The sequence below is a fragment of the Methylovirgula sp. genome, assembly GCF_037200945.1.
In the GTDB taxonomy this organism is placed as follows: domain Bacteria; phylum Pseudomonadota; class Alphaproteobacteria; order Rhizobiales; family Beijerinckiaceae; genus Methylovirgula.
This window is the reverse complement of the sequence record NZ_JBBCGP010000001.1, coordinates 3,188,640-3,204,972: the sequence shown is the minus strand read 5'-3', so window position 1 is coordinate 3,204,972 and position 16,333 is coordinate 3,188,640. Positions and strand designations below refer to the sequence as shown.

The 16,333-nt window shown below is 58.2% G+C and carries 21 protein-coding genes and 1 tRNA gene; 7 read left to right on the top strand and 15 right to left on the bottom strand.

Going from position 1 to position 16,333, the window contains the following annotated elements; all coding sequences use genetic code 11:
• Position 1 precedes the first annotated feature (1 nt).
• Positions 2-724: a class II aldolase/adducin family protein gene (locus tag WDN02_RS15650; protein ID WP_337294367.1), complete on the bottom strand. Its 723-nt coding sequence runs from the start codon at positions 722-724 to the stop codon at positions 2-4.
• Between the two features lie 643 nt (positions 725-1,367).
• Between WDN02_RS15650 and WDN02_RS15645 the strand changes: the two genes are divergently transcribed.
• Positions 1,368-1,721, top strand: a complete 354-nt coding sequence (locus WDN02_RS15645) for a hypothetical protein (protein WP_337294366.1) — start codon at positions 1,368-1,370, stop codon at positions 1,719-1,721.
• Here the strand turns inward: WDN02_RS15645 and WDN02_RS15640 are convergent.
• The 4 genes from WDN02_RS15640 to WDN02_RS15625 are packed head-to-tail and all read right to left on the bottom strand — an operon-like array spanning position 1,672 to position 4,864.
• Positions 1,672-2,181, bottom strand: coding sequence for a DUF934 domain-containing protein (locus WDN02_RS15640; RefSeq protein ID WP_337294365.1), 510 nt, complete (start codon positions 2,179-2,181; stop codon positions 1,672-1,674). The genes WDN02_RS15645 and WDN02_RS15640 overlap by 50 nt on opposite strands.
• 2 nt (positions 2,182-2,183) lie before the next feature.
• The gene (locus tag WDN02_RS15635; RefSeq protein ID WP_337294364.1) at positions 2,184-2,921 is read right to left on the bottom strand and encodes a phosphoadenylyl-sulfate reductase; all 738 of its coding nucleotides are present in this window, start codon (positions 2,919-2,921) and stop codon (positions 2,184-2,186) included.
• Positions 2,908-4,566 (bottom strand): nitrite/sulfite reductase, encoded by a 1,659-nt coding sequence (locus tag WDN02_RS15630; protein WP_337294363.1) that lies wholly within the window; start codon positions 4,564-4,566, stop codon positions 2,908-2,910. The genes WDN02_RS15635 and WDN02_RS15630 overlap by 14 nt, the downstream gene beginning before the upstream one ends.
• A 1-nt stretch (position 4,567) precedes the next feature.
• On the bottom strand, positions 4,568-4,864 hold the full coding sequence (locus tag WDN02_RS15625; RefSeq protein ID WP_337294964.1) for a DUF2849 domain-containing protein: 297 nt from the start codon (positions 4,862-4,864) through the stop codon (positions 4,568-4,570).
• A gap of 159 nt (positions 4,865-5,023) precedes the next feature.
• Between WDN02_RS15625 and WDN02_RS15620 the strand changes: the two genes are divergently transcribed.
• Positions 5,024-5,689 carry a DedA family protein gene (locus tag WDN02_RS15620; protein ID WP_337294362.1) on the top strand — a complete coding sequence of 222 codons (666 nt, stop codon included), beginning with the start codon at positions 5,024-5,026 and terminating at the stop codon, positions 5,687-5,689.
• A 62-nt stretch (positions 5,690-5,751) separates the two neighbouring features.
• Positions 5,752-6,042, top strand: coding sequence for a hypothetical protein (locus WDN02_RS15615; protein ID WP_337294361.1), 291 nt, complete (start codon positions 5,752-5,754; stop codon positions 6,040-6,042).
• On the opposite strand, the gene rimO is transcribed toward WDN02_RS15615, so the two are convergent.
• Entirely contained in the window at positions 6,043-7,362 is a 1,320-nt protein-coding gene (rimO, locus tag WDN02_RS15610; RefSeq protein ID WP_337294360.1) for a 30S ribosomal protein S12 methylthiotransferase RimO, read from the bottom strand. It abuts the gene before it with no gap.
• Positions 7,363-7,516: 154 nt separating this feature from the next.
• Entirely contained in the window at positions 7,517-8,236 is a 720-nt protein-coding gene (locus WDN02_RS15605) for an outer membrane protein (protein ID WP_337294359.1), read from the bottom strand.
• Positions 8,237-8,707: 471 nt separating this feature from the next.
• Between WDN02_RS15605 and WDN02_RS15600 the strand changes: the two genes are divergently transcribed.
• Positions 8,708-8,797 (top strand) — tRNA-Ser (locus WDN02_RS15600).
• A 371-nt stretch (positions 8,798-9,168) separates the two neighbouring features.
• Here the strand turns inward: WDN02_RS15600 and WDN02_RS15595 are convergent.
• The 5 genes from WDN02_RS15595 to WDN02_RS15575 form a co-directional block, all read right to left on the bottom strand.
• A complete protein-coding gene (locus WDN02_RS15595) occupies positions 9,169-9,444 on the bottom strand; it encodes a hypothetical protein (RefSeq protein ID WP_337294358.1) in 276 nt (91 codons plus the stop codon).
• Positions 9,445-9,574: 130 nt separating this feature from the next.
• Positions 9,575-10,627, bottom strand: a complete 1,053-nt coding sequence (locus WDN02_RS15590) for a nitronate monooxygenase (protein WP_337294357.1) — start codon at positions 10,625-10,627, stop codon at positions 9,575-9,577.
• Between the two features lie 105 nt (positions 10,628-10,732).
• Positions 10,733-10,990 carry a hypothetical protein gene (locus tag WDN02_RS15585; RefSeq protein WP_337294356.1) on the bottom strand — a complete coding sequence of 86 codons (258 nt, stop codon included), beginning with the start codon at positions 10,988-10,990 and terminating at the stop codon, positions 10,733-10,735.
• Positions 10,991-11,127: 137 nt separating this feature from the next.
• On the bottom strand, positions 11,128-11,994 hold the full coding sequence (locus tag WDN02_RS15580) for an alpha/beta hydrolase (RefSeq protein WP_337294355.1): 867 nt from the start codon (positions 11,992-11,994) through the stop codon (positions 11,128-11,130).
• A gap of 71 nt (positions 11,995-12,065) precedes the next feature.
• Positions 12,066-12,404, bottom strand: coding sequence for a hypothetical protein (locus WDN02_RS15575; RefSeq protein WP_337294354.1), 339 nt, complete (start codon positions 12,402-12,404; stop codon positions 12,066-12,068).
• Positions 12,405-12,545: 141 nt separating this feature from the next.
• Here WDN02_RS15575 and WDN02_RS15570 point away from each other — a divergent pair, with 141 nt between their 5' ends.
• Positions 12,546-12,818: a hypothetical protein gene (locus tag WDN02_RS15570; protein WP_337294353.1), complete on the top strand. Its 273-nt coding sequence runs from the start codon at positions 12,546-12,548 to the stop codon at positions 12,816-12,818.
• Between the two features lie 16 nt (positions 12,819-12,834).
• On the opposite strand, the gene WDN02_RS15565 is transcribed toward WDN02_RS15570, so the two are convergent.
• Positions 12,835-13,188, bottom strand: coding sequence for a hypothetical protein (locus WDN02_RS15565; RefSeq protein WP_337294352.1), 354 nt, complete (start codon positions 13,186-13,188; stop codon positions 12,835-12,837).
• A 126-nt stretch (positions 13,189-13,314) separates the two neighbouring features.
• On the opposite strand from WDN02_RS15565, the gene WDN02_RS15560 reads away from it, so the two are divergent.
• Positions 13,315-13,794 (top strand): MerR family transcriptional regulator, encoded by a 480-nt coding sequence (locus WDN02_RS15560; protein ID WP_337294351.1) that lies wholly within the window; start codon positions 13,315-13,317, stop codon positions 13,792-13,794.
• On the opposite strand, the gene WDN02_RS15555 is transcribed toward WDN02_RS15560, so the two are convergent.
• Positions 13,751-14,518, bottom strand: coding sequence for an SDR family oxidoreductase (locus WDN02_RS15555; RefSeq protein ID WP_337294350.1), 768 nt, complete (start codon positions 14,516-14,518; stop codon positions 13,751-13,753). The two genes, WDN02_RS15560 and WDN02_RS15555, sit on opposite strands and share 44 nt — an antisense overlap.
• Positions 14,519-14,674: 156 nt before the next feature.
• Here WDN02_RS15555 and WDN02_RS15550 point away from each other — a divergent pair, with 156 nt between their 5' ends.
• A complete protein-coding gene (locus tag WDN02_RS15550) occupies positions 14,675-15,568 on the top strand; it encodes an AraC family transcriptional regulator (protein WP_337294349.1) in 894 nt (297 codons plus the stop codon).
• Here WDN02_RS15550 and WDN02_RS15545 read toward each other — a convergent pair.
• The gene (locus WDN02_RS15545; protein WP_337294348.1) at positions 15,549-16,013 is read right to left on the bottom strand and encodes a hypothetical protein; all 465 of its coding nucleotides are present in this window, start codon (positions 16,011-16,013) and stop codon (positions 15,549-15,551) included. The genes WDN02_RS15550 and WDN02_RS15545 overlap by 20 nt on opposite strands.
• Between the last annotated feature and the right edge of the window lie 320 nt (positions 16,014-16,333).

Genomic DNA, 16,333 nt, shown 5'->3' with positions numbered 1-16,333 from the left:
ATTAGAGCTTCTTCTGTTTGCTGGCGGATTTTTTCGTCGGCACCGCCCGCGGCGCTGCAACGAGCGCCGCGACAACATCGGACTGATAGCCGTAGGACTTGAAGCGCTCGACCGTGATCGCAATCTCCTCATCGGGCAGGATGTGCGGCCGGCCGACGCTGCGGGCGATCACGTACATTTTCGCCAATGTTTCAAGTTCGACCGCACGCCACATCGCCTGGCCAAGATCGCGCCCGGTCACGACCATGCCGTGCTGACCAAGCAAAACGCCGTGGCGATCACGCAATCCTTCGATGACGAGATCGGACAGCTCCTGTGTGCCATAAGGCGCATAAGGTGTGCACCGCACATTGGGACCGCCAAAGGCGGCAACCATATAATGCGCCGCGGGAATTTCTTCGCGCAACATCGAAAGCGCTGTCGCGTAGACCGAATGTGTGTGGATCACGGCACCGTCATCGGGACGGGCACGAAGAATATCGAGATGCATACGCCATTCGCTCGAAGGCTTTTGCGGGCCTCGCCAGGCGCCATCGTTTGCCGAAAGCGGCATGAGGGCGACCATTTCGGGTGTCAAACGGTCGTAGGGGATGCCGCTTGGCGTGATGAGCATCGCGTCGCCGGATCGGACAGATAGGTTGCCGGACGTGCCCTGATTGATTTGGAGTTTTTCCAGATCACGAGAGGCCTCAACCAGAGCGTGGCGAAGTTTGGCTTCCGTCATTGCGTCGCTGCCGTTTTAAGCCGAATGGAAAATATTTTTCGCAAACCGGAACCCGATGGACGTCTGCGAGTTGGGGTATTTGCGCTCGGCTTGGCTGCCTGTTCGAATTGTGCGACCGCGATCTGTCAAGATGATAATCGCTCCAGACAAGACATAAACATTTAGTGCAATTTCGCGCTGGTTCTTGGGAGATCATTATCATTACATCGCGGCGCACACAAAGCCGTTCAAAAATTCTTCCCCATAAGCAAAGTTTGACTCGACAACGACGAAGTTTGGCGCATTCTTCGCGTGCTGTGCCGATACTCGCTGCTCACTTCAAATGTTCGTTGTGAGCGAGCCCATCTCAAACTCTGAGAGTGCTCATTCCAGCATGGCCAATTTTTAATATTGCATTTGGATGACAACGCACAACGCCGTGAGGCGGTAACACGAAAGAATCGCGTTACCGTCACGAGTTTGCCGAGTTCGACCGTCATTGGTTTTTTGTCGCCGCCGATGACGAAGATGCGGCCTTTGAAACGGCAGCGATGAACTAGATTCTTTCAAATTCAGAAAGACTCTAAGTGTCGCAAACGCGGGAGACATCCATCTAAGCCGGATGTCTCATCGAGTTTGCAAAAGCAATGCAAAGGAGGCTTCAATGTCGATCGATGAAATCGTTCACACATGCTCGAACGAGAATGTTGCGCGAGCGGCTGTGGCTTCGATCGGAGTTTCCTTTGCTTCGAGAGTCCGATCGGCTGCCGACCTTTTGGGTGTGAGCACCGGCCTATTCGCTGCGCGGGCCGTACGTACGTTTGCCGCGGCGGCGCCTATCGACGAGCAGCGCGAAGTCGTGCGTGCAATGTTTCGCGCCGACCAGCCAATCCTGCGCGGGCTTGAGGCGATCCTGGAACGCGAATTGGATGATGTCAGTTCGCTCGATGGTCGCGAGTGGCGGCCACTCAAGCCTGCGATGTCGAGCGACGCCGCCAGGGACTTTTGCTGTCCTTGATCTCTGGCTCTTCGCCGGGCTGGTAGAAATGCGTCATCACCGGCTTGCGGCCGGATTCGAGCAATTTGATCGTTACGACGTCTTTGATATCGAGTGAATCGAAGCCAGAACGACCATAAAGCTGAGCCTGATCGAAGAGGATGTCGCCGACGGCTCGGAGTTCGCCGGCGAATTTATAGCGGTCGCGGAGGATTCGCGCCGTCGAATAACCCCGCCCGTCAGTGAATTTGGGGAAACTCACCGCAACGAGCGACAGCCGTGGCAAATCCTCGGCAATCATCTCCGCTGTTTCGCCGGGTTCGAGCACGACACCAAAGGCGATATTGCTGCTCTTTTGCTCCGCCGTAAATCGCCGCCATTCGGCGAGGCTCAAAAGCACATGACCTTCTTCTGGAAGTTCGTCGGCCTCAAGCCGGCGCCAGGAATCGCTCTCAAACTTTCCGTCGCGATAAAGCGCCATAATCAGATATCCGCACCGGCTTCGAGAGTTTCGGGAACATGCACGCCGCATTCCGTTTTGCCGCGGCCGCGCCAGCGCCCGGCGCGCGCATCTTCGCCGGGGCGAACCGGGGACGTGCAGGGAATGCAGCCGATCGACAGATAACTCTTTGCGACCAGCGGGTGCGGCGGCAGATCGTACTTCTTGAAATAAGCTTTTATGTCGTCGGGCGTCCACGTCGCGAGCGGATTGAGCTTGATGCGCTCGCCGTCGCTTTCAAACAATGGCAATGCGGCGCGCGTCGCTGCCTGAAAGCGTTTACGGCCGCTAATCCACGCGTCGTAATTTTTAAGTGCCTTCGCCAAGGGTTCGACTTTACGAATCGCGCAACAACGATCGGGGTTGCTGGACCAGAGGAAAGTCTCGGGGTCTTCCTCGGCGAGTTGCCTTTCGTCTGGTTTCAGCTCGATGACGTTGGTCAGGCCGAGACGTGCGACGAGCGCGTCGCGGTATTCGAGTGTTTCCGAAAACAGATGCAAGGTGTCGAGAAAGAGAACCGGCGTCGCTGGATCGATCGCCGAAGCCATGTGCAGAAGCACCGCCGATTCGGCGCCGAAGCTCGAAACAAGCGCGATTCGACCGGGAAACAGGTCCCCGATCGCAAGCCGCAAAAGCTTCTCCGCACCGAGCGCATAAAAGCGATCGGACAAGCGCGCGGCCGCAACCTGATCGCCGAACAGCAGGCCGTTAGGCGTGCTCATAGACCGCTTCCTTGAAGGGCGCGACGCCGACGCGCTGATAGGCCGAGAGAAAATCTTCGTCGCGATTCTTGCGAACCTTGAGATAGGTGTCGACAATCGTCTCGATCGCATCGACAATCGTTTCGCTCGAAAAGCCCGGACCCAAAACGTCGCCAAGGGCGCAGTTTTGGTCGGCGGAGCCGCCAAGCGTGATCTGATAGGTTTCGACGCCTTTCTTCTCAAGCCCGAGAATGCCGATATTGGCGACGTGATGGTGGCCGCAGGCGTTGATGCAGCCAGATATATTGATGTGCAGCTCGCCAATGTCGGCAGCGCGGCCATTCTCTCCGAAACGTTCGGAAATGCGCTGCGCAATTGGGATCGAGCGTGCCGTCGCCAGCGCGCAATAATCCAGCCCGGGGCAGGCGATGATGTCGGTGACGAGGCCGATGTTGGCAGTCGCGAGGCCGATATCTTTCAGCTTGTCATAGATGGCTGCCAAATCGTCGAGCGCGACATGCGCCAGGACGAGATTCTGCTCATGTGCGACGCGGATTTCGTTGTGCGCGTAGGTTTCTGCGAGATCGGCGACCGCCTCCATCTGCTCGGCGGTGATGTCGCCGGGGATGCCGCCGATCGGTTTCAGCGAGATCGACACGACGCCGTAACCCGGCACCTTATGCGCGACGACATTCTGCGCGACGAAATGCGCGAACTCGGCGTCCTGCGCACGGCGTCCCTCGAAATTCTGCGCCGGCACCGGCCGCGGCGGCAAATCAGGCAAGGCGAAATAAGACTTGAATTGCTCGATGATGTCCGGGGTAAGAACGAGATCTGGATTTTGACTGATCGCGAATTCTGCCTCGACTGCCTCGCGCATCGCGTCGGCGCCCTTTTCGTGGACGAGGATTTTGATGCGCGCTTTGTATTTGTTGTCGCGCCGCCCTTCGAGATTGTACACGCGCAGAATCGCAGCGGTGTAATTCAGAAGGTCGGCTTTCGGCAGGAAGTCACGGATTTTGTGGGCAATGAAGGGCGAACGACCAAGGCCGCCGCCGACATAAACCCCAAAGCCGATCTCGCCCGCGGCGTCGCGGACGACCTGCAAGCCGATGTCATGCACCTGAATCGCAGCGCGATCGTGTGGCGCGCCCGAAACCGCGATCTTGAATTTGCGCGGCAGATACGAGAATTCCGGATTGAGCGACGACCATTGGCGCAGAAGCTCGCAATACGGCCGGGGGTCTTCGATCTCGTCTGCGGCGGCGCCTGCAAATTGATCCGACGTCGTATTGCGAATGCAATTGCCCGATGTCTGAATGGCGTGCATTTCGACGCTGGCGAGGTCGTTCAGAATATCCGGGCAATCGGCGAGGGCAGGCCAGTTGTACTGGATGTTCTGCCGGGTCGTGAAATGGCCGTAGCCTTTGTCATAGCGGCGCGCGATATGGCCGAGCATCCGAAGCTGGCGCGGCGACAAGGTGCCGTAGGGAATCGCGACGCGCAGCATATAGGCATGAAGCTGCAAATAGACGCCGTTCATCAACCGCAACGGGCGAAACTGTTCTTCGGTCAGTTCGCCAGACAGACGGCGTGCAACCTGATCCTTGAACTGCTCAACTCGCTCAGCCACGAAGGCAGCGTCGAAGTCGTCGTAGCGATACATACTAGCTCCGCGTCGCCGCGATGGGCGATGTCTTGAAAGCGATCGTCGGGCCGAGTTCGCGGATGGCATTGCGCAAACTGACGGCATGAAGCCCATCCACGCCTTGCTCCACCGGTATGGCAAAGGCGTCGACGACCTCATTGGCCGCAATGGCGGCTTGCGCCTGGCGAAGCCCAGCCTCGACATCCGCCGGTGTGGCGAAGACGGTTGCGGATGCCAGCGATTCACCCCAATTCCCTTGAGAATTGAGGTAGACGACGGTGCCATCGCTAAGCCGGTTGGCCGAAACGACTTGCATCACGCTGCATTTTCCCAAAAAAGTGAACGCGAGTGGGATATAGGTCATGCTGGCGAATTTCGCCAGAAATTTGTGACAATTGATCTATATAACATTCTGAAATCGTAATTCTTGCTGGACTCATGAACTGGGGCAGAATTCGTGTCCCTGGGAGGCATTTTGTTTTTTGGGATCGACTTCCATCCGCTGATCGTCCGGCACGGATATGCCGTGGTCTTTTTTGTCGTTCTGCTCGAAGGTGCGGGCTCGCCGCTTCCGGGTGAAACGGCGCTCGTTTTGGCCGCGGTCTACGCTGGCGCGACGGGGAGGCTCGATATCGCAACGGTTCTGCTTGTTGCTGTGGTTGGCGGCATCCTTGGCGGGACGATCGGCTATTGGATCGGCCGCAGTGTCAGTAGCGATTTTTTACGCAGATACGGAAAGTGGATTGGATTGACCGAGAATCGGCTCGCGCTGGGGCGGCATCTATTTCAGAGCCACGGCGGCAAGATCGTCTTCTTCGGCCGGTTCATTGCCGTTCTGCGTATCGTTGCTGCGCTGCTCGCGGGCCTCAATCGATATGATTTCGGGCGGTTTTTTCTGTTCAATGGGGCCGGCGTCATCACCTGGGCCGCGATCATGGGGCTCGGCGGCTATTTCTTCGGCGACGCGATGACCCGGGTCAGCGGACCATTGGGTGCCATCGGCTTGGCCTTTGCTGCCGCGGTTGTCGTGGGGTTTTTTATTGTCCTGCGCCGGCAGGAAAAGAAATTCGAATCGAAACTCTCCGAAGATGCTTTTGCGAAAGATGGCGAAGCAAAATTGGAAACGACCGACCCCTCCTGAGCAGCGTCGGTTGCGCTGGAACAGCCACCCATCAAAGGCGTTCGCTCCCAAAGGAGGCGCCGATGATGGCCATGAAAAAGACGCCAGTTTTTTCGCGGTTTGGTGCAGCTTTGCTGATCGTGGCGGCGCCCATGGGCGCGGCTTTTGGGCAGACGCCGGGCTCCGCTGCGAAACCGAGCACAACGATTCCGGACAAGCAGCATCTCGGCCCCGTCAATCCGCCGCACGCAGGCGTGGTGAAGCCGCCGCATGACACCGATCCTGATATGACCAAAAAGCCGCCGCCACAGGATCCGGCGGAAACGCCGGTAATCCCGCCGTCGGCGACGCCGGGCGGTAGCGAAGCTAAATAGCTACGCCGTCGTGCCGAAGAGATCGTAGGCGTCGGCCCGCTCGATCTTGACCTGAACAATATCGCCCGGGCGTAGCGGCCGGCGGCTGGCGATGTGGACTTTGCCATCGATCTCCGGCGCATCGGCCTTGCTGCGGGCCTCGGCAACCGTCGGGCCGGCCTTATCGACAATTGCCTGAATATGGCGGCCAACTTTGCGCTTCAGCAGATTCGCGCTGATGGCCTGTTGATGCTGCATCAAGCGCCCGTAGCGCTGTTCGGCTATGTCCGCCGGCACTGGAGGGAGTCCGAGGTCATTGGCCGGGGCGCCGCCAACCGGCTCGTATTTGAATGCGCCGACGCGGTCGAGCCGCGCCTCGGTCAGCCAGGTCAGCAAAAGCTCGAAATCCTCGTCCGTTTCGCCGGGAAAGCCGACGATAAAGGTCGAGCGCAGGGCGAGATCGGGGCAGGCGGTGCGCCAGGACTTGATTCGGTCGAGCGTCTTTTCCTGGTCGCCGGGGCGCCGCATCGCCTTCAGGACCTTCGGGCTCGCGTGCTGGAACGGAATGTCGAGGTAAGGCAGCACCTTACCGTCCGCCATCAGTTCCATCACATCGTCGATATGCGGATAAGGATAGACGTAATGCAGCCGCACCCAGGCGCCGAGGCTGCCGAGTTCGCGTGCGAGATCGATGAACTTGGCGCGCACCTGACGGTCGCCGAGCGTGCTTTCCGCATAGCGCAGGTCAAGCCCATAGGCGCCGGTGTCCTGGGATATGACGAGCAATTCCTTGACGCCAGCGGCGACGAGCTTCTCGGCCTCGCGGAGCACGTCCGCGGCGGGGCGCGAGACAAGATCGCCCCGTAGGCGCGGAATGATGCAGAAAGAGCAGCGGTTGTTGCAGCCCTCGGAAATCTTCAGATAGGCGTAATGGCGCGGCGTGAGCTTGATGCCCTGTGCCGGTACGAGATCGAGGAACGGATCGTGCGGCGGCGCGATCGCATCGTGGACGGCGCCGACGACACTTTCGTAGGCTTGTGGGCCGCTGATCGCGAGGACATTGGGATAGGCGCTGCGAATCGTCTCCGATTCGGCGCCCATACAGCCAGTGACGATAACTTTCCCGTTTTCTTCAAGCGCCGCGCCGATCGCCGCGAGCGATTCGGCCTTGGCGCTATCGAGGAAGCCGCAGGTGTTCACGATCACCGCATCGGCGCCGGCATGGCTACGGGTCAGCTCATAGCCCTCGGCGCGCAGCCGCGTGATGATTCGCTCGCTGTCGACCAAAGCCTTGGGACAGCCGAGCGAAACGAAGGAGATTTTGGGAGGGCTGGCGGCCATAGTCGCCGTCGATGGCTCGCGCGTCATGGCCGTGCAGTGCCATGTCTCGCTCGTCGCCGCAAGGGCGCGAATCGGAACTGTAGGGCTGGGAGGGGACGGCACAACGAAAAACCCGGCCACAAGGGCCGGGTTCTTGGATTTCCTAAAACAGCTCTCAGTACTTCGAAACGATCGGCGCCGGGGGCGAGAAGATGTCGAACTTGTACGAGAAGCCAGCCTGCACGCGGTTGTCGCGGATGTGGTGCGAAACAGCGTCAAACCCTTCGGACGAAGGGAAATCCGTAGTGTGACCATAGTCGGTATAGCGATATTCCGCGCGAACCGACCAATTGTTGTCGATGGCATATTCGAGACCGCCGCCAACCGTCCAGCCGATGCGGCCGGTGTTGAAAGCGTCGACGCCGTTGTAGGACGTGTGGAAGTTGCCGTAGGCACCACCGCCTGTGGCGTAGATCAACACGCGATCGAAAGCGTAACCGACGCGGCCACGGATCGACGCATCAATGTTCTCGCGCAGCGAGTAGCCGCCCGCGAACGGATCGAAGGTGCTGTCACGCTCGGAAGACCCATTCACGTCACCTTCAAGACCGAAGACGAACTGCGAAACTTGGTAATTATAGCCAATGTGAGCGCCGCCGACCACACCGCTCTGCGAAAGACCGTTCAGGCCCACGCCAGCAGTGTTGTCAACAAAGTGAGTCGTGCCCCAGCCGTAGCCGACCTGGCCACCGAGATAGACGCCCGACCAGCTGAAAGCCGGCGGCGGCGGCGGAGCATAAACGGGCGGACCCTTTTCGCTCGGAAGATCGGCCGCGAGCGCCGTGCCACCGGCAAGGCAGATCAGGGCCGTCGTTGTTAGAAGCTTACGCAACATTAGGAAATCCCCTCTTCGAGTTGGCATCATGCAGCCAGCTAAATCCTACCGTTGTCTGGATCAATAGACGTGAGACCGAAAACCTAGTCCAAACCCTGTTTAGCGCCGCGATGTAGTACTTATGCAACGCTGCAAAAAGACGAACTTCGAGCGCTGGCTTGTTAGAGCGTCCAACAAGCAAAATTGAAGGCGCAAATGTGGCAAGCTGAAGAAGCAAAGTTTGATCACCGGAACTTGAAAACACGCGCAATGTGCGCGGCCTAAACCTTCCGTTAACCGAACTCAAAGCTGCAAAGCTGAAGCATTTATTGCGGAAGAACATTCACCGCGATCGATGCCGCCAATTTGCCCTGACGCCCCCAATTGGCATGGCGCTGGTCAAAGTTTCCTTAAGCCCCCGAACATTGAAACCAACCACGGTTAAAATCTCGCTTTAGCGTTCGGCCGTTGCCGTGCCATAACGCACAACATGGAAGGGTGGCCGAGCGGTTTAAGGCAGCGGTCTTGAAAACCGCCGTGGGTGAAAGCCCACCGTGGGTTCGAATCCCACCCCTTCCGCCAGTTTTCCTTCTATGTTATTGAAATGGATCGGCTTTTATGCTGACGCTAAAGGAACCCCGGTCTTTGAACCCGGATCGAATCGCGCTTAAGCGAGACGATTGCCGGACCGCTCAGAGAAGCTTTTTGGTCGCGTTTTCGTTCCGGTATTTTTGCAACACGTTTTGCTAATCATGTCGTACGATTCGTGATCTGGGCGGACTCGTCCAGATCAGCGGAACGAGAGCCTCGCAAAACGCAGAGCAGGGCTGCGGAAAACCCCTGTCACGTCGTGACCCTCGACGACTTCGCTACGAAAACGGCGAAGTGCAAATCAGCGATGCGATGGGTCGGTAGCGGATATAAGATTTTCGCCAGCGTCTTTGCTGGGGCCGCTAGCAGAAAACGGAAACGCGGTTTCCCGGACCTTTTGCAGCGGATCGCGTTTCGCCTTCCGGAAAATCCAATAATCGTTCCATGGAGATGCGCGAGACCATGTTCGCTTCGGCGTGAAGCGCGGAGTCGGAAAGCCGCTTCGCCAACATGGCCATCGCGTCCGCTTTAAACTTGATCTGGATCACGCGCCCGCGGGTCTGAGCATTTTCGAGGGCGTGGAGAGCATTCTCAAAAAAGTGGACGGTCGACTCTAGATCGTCGCGGGCAATACTCATGACAGCCTCTGGGGCGTAGCTCCGATAACGTCGCCCTTATGCGGCATTTGAATTAATACTTTAATAACTTGCCGGTTGGGGCCGCCTTACCGAGCACGCGCGCCCAGCGGCGAGCGCTGCCAGATGCTGATCACCTTTGGAACAGCCGCTCGATGAGCTTCGCCGCAGGGCCTTGCCAGAGTTCGTTTTCGCCGGTGCCGGCCCATAGCGACAGGAAGTCCGCGGAGCCGCGCGCCGCCGAGGCGTTCCGGATATCGCGTGTGAATTTGTTTTGGGCCTGGAAGGGAAGGATTGCGTCGGCCTTCGCTGCCATCTCGTTCATGAAACGATTCTCGACGCCGCGCGCCAGGCGGCCGGAGAAGGCGCGGGTCGTTTTCGTCACGCGCCTCGCGGAATCGAGAAGTCTCGCCTTGTAAGGCTTGGACGTTCCAGCCTCGGCGCAGGCCAAAAACGCGGTGCCCAATTGTACCGCTTGCGCACAGGCGCGAAGCGCCTCATCGACGTCAGGCGCGGCCATGATGCCGCCAGCGGCGATGAGCGGGGACCGGATGCGACCGACGCATTGCCTCAACAGGTCATGAAGGGGGACTTCCTCATCCCGCGCGCCGGCGTCAAAAATGCCGCGATGACCGCCGGCTTCGAATCCTTGCAAGGTGATCGCATCAACACCGCTGTCGTCGAGTGCTTGCGCTTCTGCGAACGTTGTCGCCGTGCCGATGAGAAGAATGCCGGCATTCCGCGCAGCTCTGCTACGCTCACTGCGCAATACGCCGAAGACGAAACTCAAAACGGCGGGTTTGGCTTTGAGAACAGCTTCGAATTGGGCGTCGAAATCCTCTTCAAAGGGCGGCGCCAGGTCGGGAGTCGAAAGATCGAGTTCCGCACGATATTGCGACGTAGCTTCGATAGCGCGATCGACATGGTCGCGATCGATCTGCGAAACGGGTGCCGGAATGAAGAGATTGATCGCAAAGGGACGGTCCGTCCGCTGCCGTACCGCGTCGGCAAATTGTGCGATCGCCACCGGATTCGAGTAAGCGGCGCCCATCGAGCCCAATGCACCCGCAGTGGAACTTGCCGCCACCAAGTCGACCGACGACGGACCGCCCGCCATAGGCGCAACGATCAGCGGATATTTTAAACCGAGCTTTTGCGAAAGATCGGCTTGTGAGCTTGATGGCATGTCCGAATGTCCGTCCGATCACATCGGTTAACGGCCAGAGGATCGATACGCAACATATCCGTGCGTATCGATCTGCCCTTATCAGATTGGCGTCAGAGGAATCGCTTATTGATCGCCCGGAACGAAAATCTGCTGGCGCAGATAATCGGGAAGATCGGCCATCGGAATCATAACCATCATGTGGCCATTCATTTTGACGACTTGGACATGCATCTTTGTGCCGTCTTTCATCGTGGCCATCGTGTGGCGCATCATCTCGACCGAAACAAAGTGATGATGGTGGCCTGCGTATGCGGCGATGGGCGCAAGCACGGCGGCGGCGAGAAACGTAACGCCAACGAATTTCAGGAAATTCTTGCGCATAAACAGACTCCTATAACGCGGGGGCACGGCGCCTCTTCGCGCGGTTTACTTAGCATGAACAAAGTATTCGATCTAAATATTTTGGATATTCTTCAAAGTCTATAATTTAGCGGGTATTTAGACGCTCTATAGCTTTATCAGCGAGCTTTCGTCAGAAAGCCGTCGATCAATTCAGCAGCTTCGTCGGCCGCCGTGTCGAGCGCAAAATGGCCACCGTCGAGAATGTGAACTTCGGCCGTAGGAACGTCGCGTTTGTAGGCATCCGGCTCGGATATCTGGAAAGACGAATCGTACTTTCCCCACAGCACCAGCATCTTCGGCTGATGCTCGCGCATCCACGTCTGCCAGGCTGGATAGGACGCGACATTCGTACGATAATCGTAGAACAGGTCCGTTTGAATTTCGGCTTGGCCCGGCGCGCTCAAAAAGGCGAATTCGTCGGTCCACAAATCCGGATCGTAGCGATCGACGTTCGGATCGCTACCGACATGGCGCGCCCGCGTTGTCTCAAGAGACAGAAGATTTGTTTTCAGCGCCGCTTCATGCGTCGCGCGATCCGCCCAGAAGGCGCGCCGCATAATCCAATTGGGGCCGAGCCCGCTATCATGCGCGACGGCATTCTGAATGATGAGCGTTTCGATCCGCTCGGGATGCGCCTGCGCCAGCCGAAAGCCGACCGGGCTGCCATAATCCTGCATGTAGAGGCTGTAGCGCGACAGACCGAGCTTCTGCGTAAACCCGTCGATGACTTCCGCAATATGATCGAACGTGTAAGCAAAATGTTCGGGCGCAGGCCAGTCGCTATGGCCGAAGCCCGGATAGTCAGGCGCCATGAGATGGTAGCGATCTGCCAGACGTTGCAAAAGAGGCTCGAACATCCGCGACGAAGACGGCAATCCGTGCAGCAACAGGAGTGTCGGCGCATCGTTTGAAGCGGCTTCGCGATAGAAGATCGAAAGCCCATCGACCTCAATTGTGCGGTAGTGAACTAAGTATGTCGTCATAGCCACGGCCCATTTTTGCGGATCGCGCAGGGAGAGACCTACAACATCCCAGAGATCGTCGAAAGCGCGGCCTAACTCGCACGCCAAAAGGTGATGACAAGGCCGCCGGCAACAATCAGCGCTCCGCCGACAAAGATCGGCAGGTCGGGGCGTGCGCCGAAAAAGATGAGATTGACGATCTGCGCGACGACAAAGAACAGCGTGACATAGATACCAAGCAGTTTGCCGAAGTCCCAGGGCGGCGAATTCACCGTCACGCCGTAAGCGAAAAGAACCGCCGCACCTAACGCAAAAATTCCGATTCGCGTCGGTGTACCCGAAGCGTGAAGTCCCTTGCGCACGATGGCGTCACCGCCCGCTTCGAGGGCCGCGGCAATTGCCAGGACAAGGTAGGCAAGGGCTGGATTCATCGGACACCGTCGGCTTATTCAAATTTCAGTTGAGGACGCGCTGAGCGAAATCCTGCCTGAATCGCGGCCCTGAATAGCCGCATAATCAGCCAAAGCTTCCCGGCGCAGCAAATCAATGCACGTAAATCCGGGAGGGATCAAATGCGCAAATCGCTCATTTTCGCGAGCTTCGGTCTGGCTTTGGGCGGCGTGTTCCAAAGCGCCCATGAAAGCGCCTATGCGCAATCCGCGCCGCCACTTTGCGGGGCGGGGACATGGGCGGTTCGCTCCTCGCACAGCGCGACCGGATGGGTCTGCTCTAACCAGACACCGTCCGATACGCCATCAAGCGATTCAAGCTCCAGCACCAGCCGCCATCATCGCGGTAGCAATGGCGGTTTCGGCAACGGTTACGGCGCAGGCGGGTCGCAATAGCGGATGCGGTTTGCGCCTAGTTTCTCTGCGAGATGCGCCACATCAGTGCGTCTTTCATTCGATCGGGCAAAACGTGCGTCAGAAATAGAAATATCGGCGCGCCGCCGGCGGCAGCGTAGCGGGCGCGCGGCCGCTTCGCGGCCACCGCGTCGCCGATGACCTTTGCCACAGCCTCAGGTGGCGAGGGCAGCCGCGATATTTCCATTCCGGCGAACATCTTGGCGTGGCGGCTGGCATAAGGACCATAGGCCGTGGCGCCCGAACGCGCGACGAGACTGTCATGTGCAATGCCGCCCCATTCGGTGCGGCTTTCTGACTCAGTAAGACTAGAGCGGGATGCGAAAAAGTGGACACCGGTTTTTCGCGGCAATCCCGCTCTAAATTATTAGAATCGATCACGTTCATGAGTTTGAATCGATTTGATTCAAACTCATGAACGTGATCTAGGGAGCTTCGTCTATAAGTGTGGAGTATGGTCCATGGTCAAGAGGCGATAATGCTGATTTCGGAGTTCGTGCGCGAGTCGGGCCTCAGCAAGGATACTGTGCGGTTTTACGTGCGGCAGGGGCTGCTGACGCCGGAGACGAACGGCAAGGGCGGCCGCAATCCCTATCAGGTCTTCACGCAGGAACATGTGCGCGTTGCTGCACTCATCCGTCTGGCGCAATCGCTCGGCATGTCACTGAAAGAAATCGCCGCGATTGGCGAGGAATACGCACGCGACGGCGGCATAAGCACGGCGCGGTCCATCGAAATCATGAATACGCAGCTCAGTCGCCTTGAACAAAAGGCGGCTGAGATCGATTCGATGGCGCGGTACATGCGCGCCAAGCTCGCATGGCTCAAGAGCGGCGCGCAGGGACCTGAACCTGATATCGGCAACTTCATCGCCCATGTCGTGCCGGTCGCCTGCGCCGAAAATAGTGCGCGGTCTACAGGAACATCCCGCCCGAAACTTCGATCCGCTGTCCGGTGAGCCAGCGATTCTCATCGGCGAGTAGATTGGCGATCATCGGGCCGATGTCGTCCGGTACGCCTACGCGGCCCATTGCTGTGACCGAGGCAACGAACTTGTTGAGGTCCGCATTGTCGCGCACCGCGCCGCCGCCGAAATCGGTTTCGATCGCGCCCGGCGCAACGACATTGGCGGCAATGCCGCGCGGCCCGAGTTCCTTGGCGAGATAACGCGTGAACACCTCGATCGCGCCCTTCATCGAAGAATAGGCTGCATAGCCGGGCAGGGAGAAGCGGGCGAGGCCGCTCGAAAGATTGACGATCCGGCCGCCGTCGGCGATCAGCGGCAACAGCTTCTGGGTCAGGAACACGACGCCTTTGAAATGCACTCTGTAGAGGCCATCGAAATCCTCTTCGCTCATCGTCGCAATCGGGCCCGGCGCGCTGTGGCCGGCATTATTGACGAGATAATCGAAATGGTTGCGGCCCCAGGTGTCGCGCAGCGCGGCAGCGATTGTCTCGGCGAAGGCCGGAAAACTGGCGCTGTCGCCCGTGTCCAATTGCAGCGCGAGAGCCTTGCGGCCTGATGCTTTGATTTCGGCGGCGACCTTTTCCGCCTCGGCCTTGTTGTTGCAGTAGGTGAAGATCACGTCGATGCCGCGTGCCGCGACGGCAAGCGCCGTATTGCGGCCGAGGCCGCGGCTGCCGCCGGTGATGATTGCGATTTTCGTGTGTGTATCAGACATGGCTTTTTGCTCCCTCTGTCTGACGTGGATATGGGCGGGATACGGCGCGCGGTCATTGCCGGAAGGCCCGAAAAGCTTGCCTGATCCTCCAAACCCGTTTGGAAGTGCCACGCGGTGCTCTATTCTCCTCACAGAAGAATTCAGGGTGTTGATCCGATGTCTGTTGCTTTGAAAGAGGCCTTAATTGCCTACATGGCCGAAAAGGGCGGCCATGATGGGCCGTATCCGACCGAAATCGAAGCTCTTACTTTGATGCGCAGCACGACGCCGGTCTTGCCACATCCAATGGTCTACCGTCCGGCGCTCTGCGTCATCGTTCAGGGTGCTAAACAGGTCATGTTTGGCGACCGAATCTTCGATTACGAGGAGATGCAATGTCTTGTGATCAGCATTGCTCTGCCGGCCTTCGGCCGCGTCGTGCGTGCGACGCCAGACAAGCCGTTACTTGCGTTGCATCTCGATTTCGACATGGGCATCATGCGGGACGTCATGGCCGCGTTGGAACCGCCGCCACGGCCAAGCGGCGCGGAGGATTTCAGCGTCTTTGTCGAAGACTTGCGCGAGCCCCTGGCGGGTTGCCTTGCACGCCTTATCCGACTCCTCGCCACGCCGAAAGCCATTCCGATTCTATATTCCGCGATCATGCGCGAGATCTGCTTTTGGCTGCTTACCGGGCCACATGCGGGCGAAGTCTGTAAGCTCGTCCTGCCGAACAGTCAGACGCAGCGCATTGTCCGGGCGATCCATATGCTGCGAGAACAATTTTCCAAGCCTCTTCGCATCGAGGAGCTTGCTACTGCGTCTGGAATGAGCGCGTCGTCGTTTCATCAGCATTTCAGGGCGCTCACCGCGATGACGCCGCTGCAATACCAAAAGCAATTGCGTCTGCTCGAAGCACGCCGTCTGCTGATCGAGGGCGACATCAATGCCGCGCATGCCGCCTATCGCGTCGGCTACGAAAGCGCATCCCAATTCAGCCGCGAATACGCGCGCATGTTCGGGCAGCCGCCAAAGCGCGACGTGACCGAGGTCAGGGCGCTGTCGGCATGATGGCGCCGTAGCCATAACGAAGACAAGCGACGCTCACGAGGTAACGTGCCTCAAGATCGTCCGCGACTGCGATAATCGCAAAATTCACCTGGCTCAATTTTTCGCTCGGATCGACATGTGGAAATATGAGCTGGGCGTAAAAGCCGACATCGCGATCCGCTTCCTTGACTATCGCACAATAATCGCTGATCCCTTCGCGGCTTGTCAGGATCAGCGGCGGCCATGCGATCGTCGCGACCGTCGCATCCTTTAATGTTTGTGCAATCGCGGCGACGATGATGTTTTTTTCCGGCGTCGCCAAGGTGCGGCGCTGCGCGGTAATCGCGTGTTGTGATGGTTCCACGAACGAAAGCCGCCCGGCGATCAGCCCGGCGCTCGCGACAAGAACGCAGACTAGGATTTTGAAGCGCGTGGGACTACACCCCGGCGCAGCGAGCGCGGCCATCCAAATGACGTCCCGATGAAAATCAATTTATTCAATATCATTAGGCTTATAGTTTTGCCGCGATTGCAAAGACAGCAGGTAATTTCATTTGCGTAAAAATTAATACTGAATGGTGCGCGAGCGGCCGGGTCGAACCAAAGTGTCAGCTTTCGAACCGGCTCATTGCCACGATCCGTAGGCCCAGGAAAAAAAATCTCGTAACCAATCCGGCGGTCCGGTTCGGCTTTGTTGCCTGCGGGCAAAGGGCTTTCTTCGTCTTTAGCTCTTTCAAAAAGTCGGAATAATCTCTGGCCCAATTCGAGCGCCGTCGCGTCAACGGC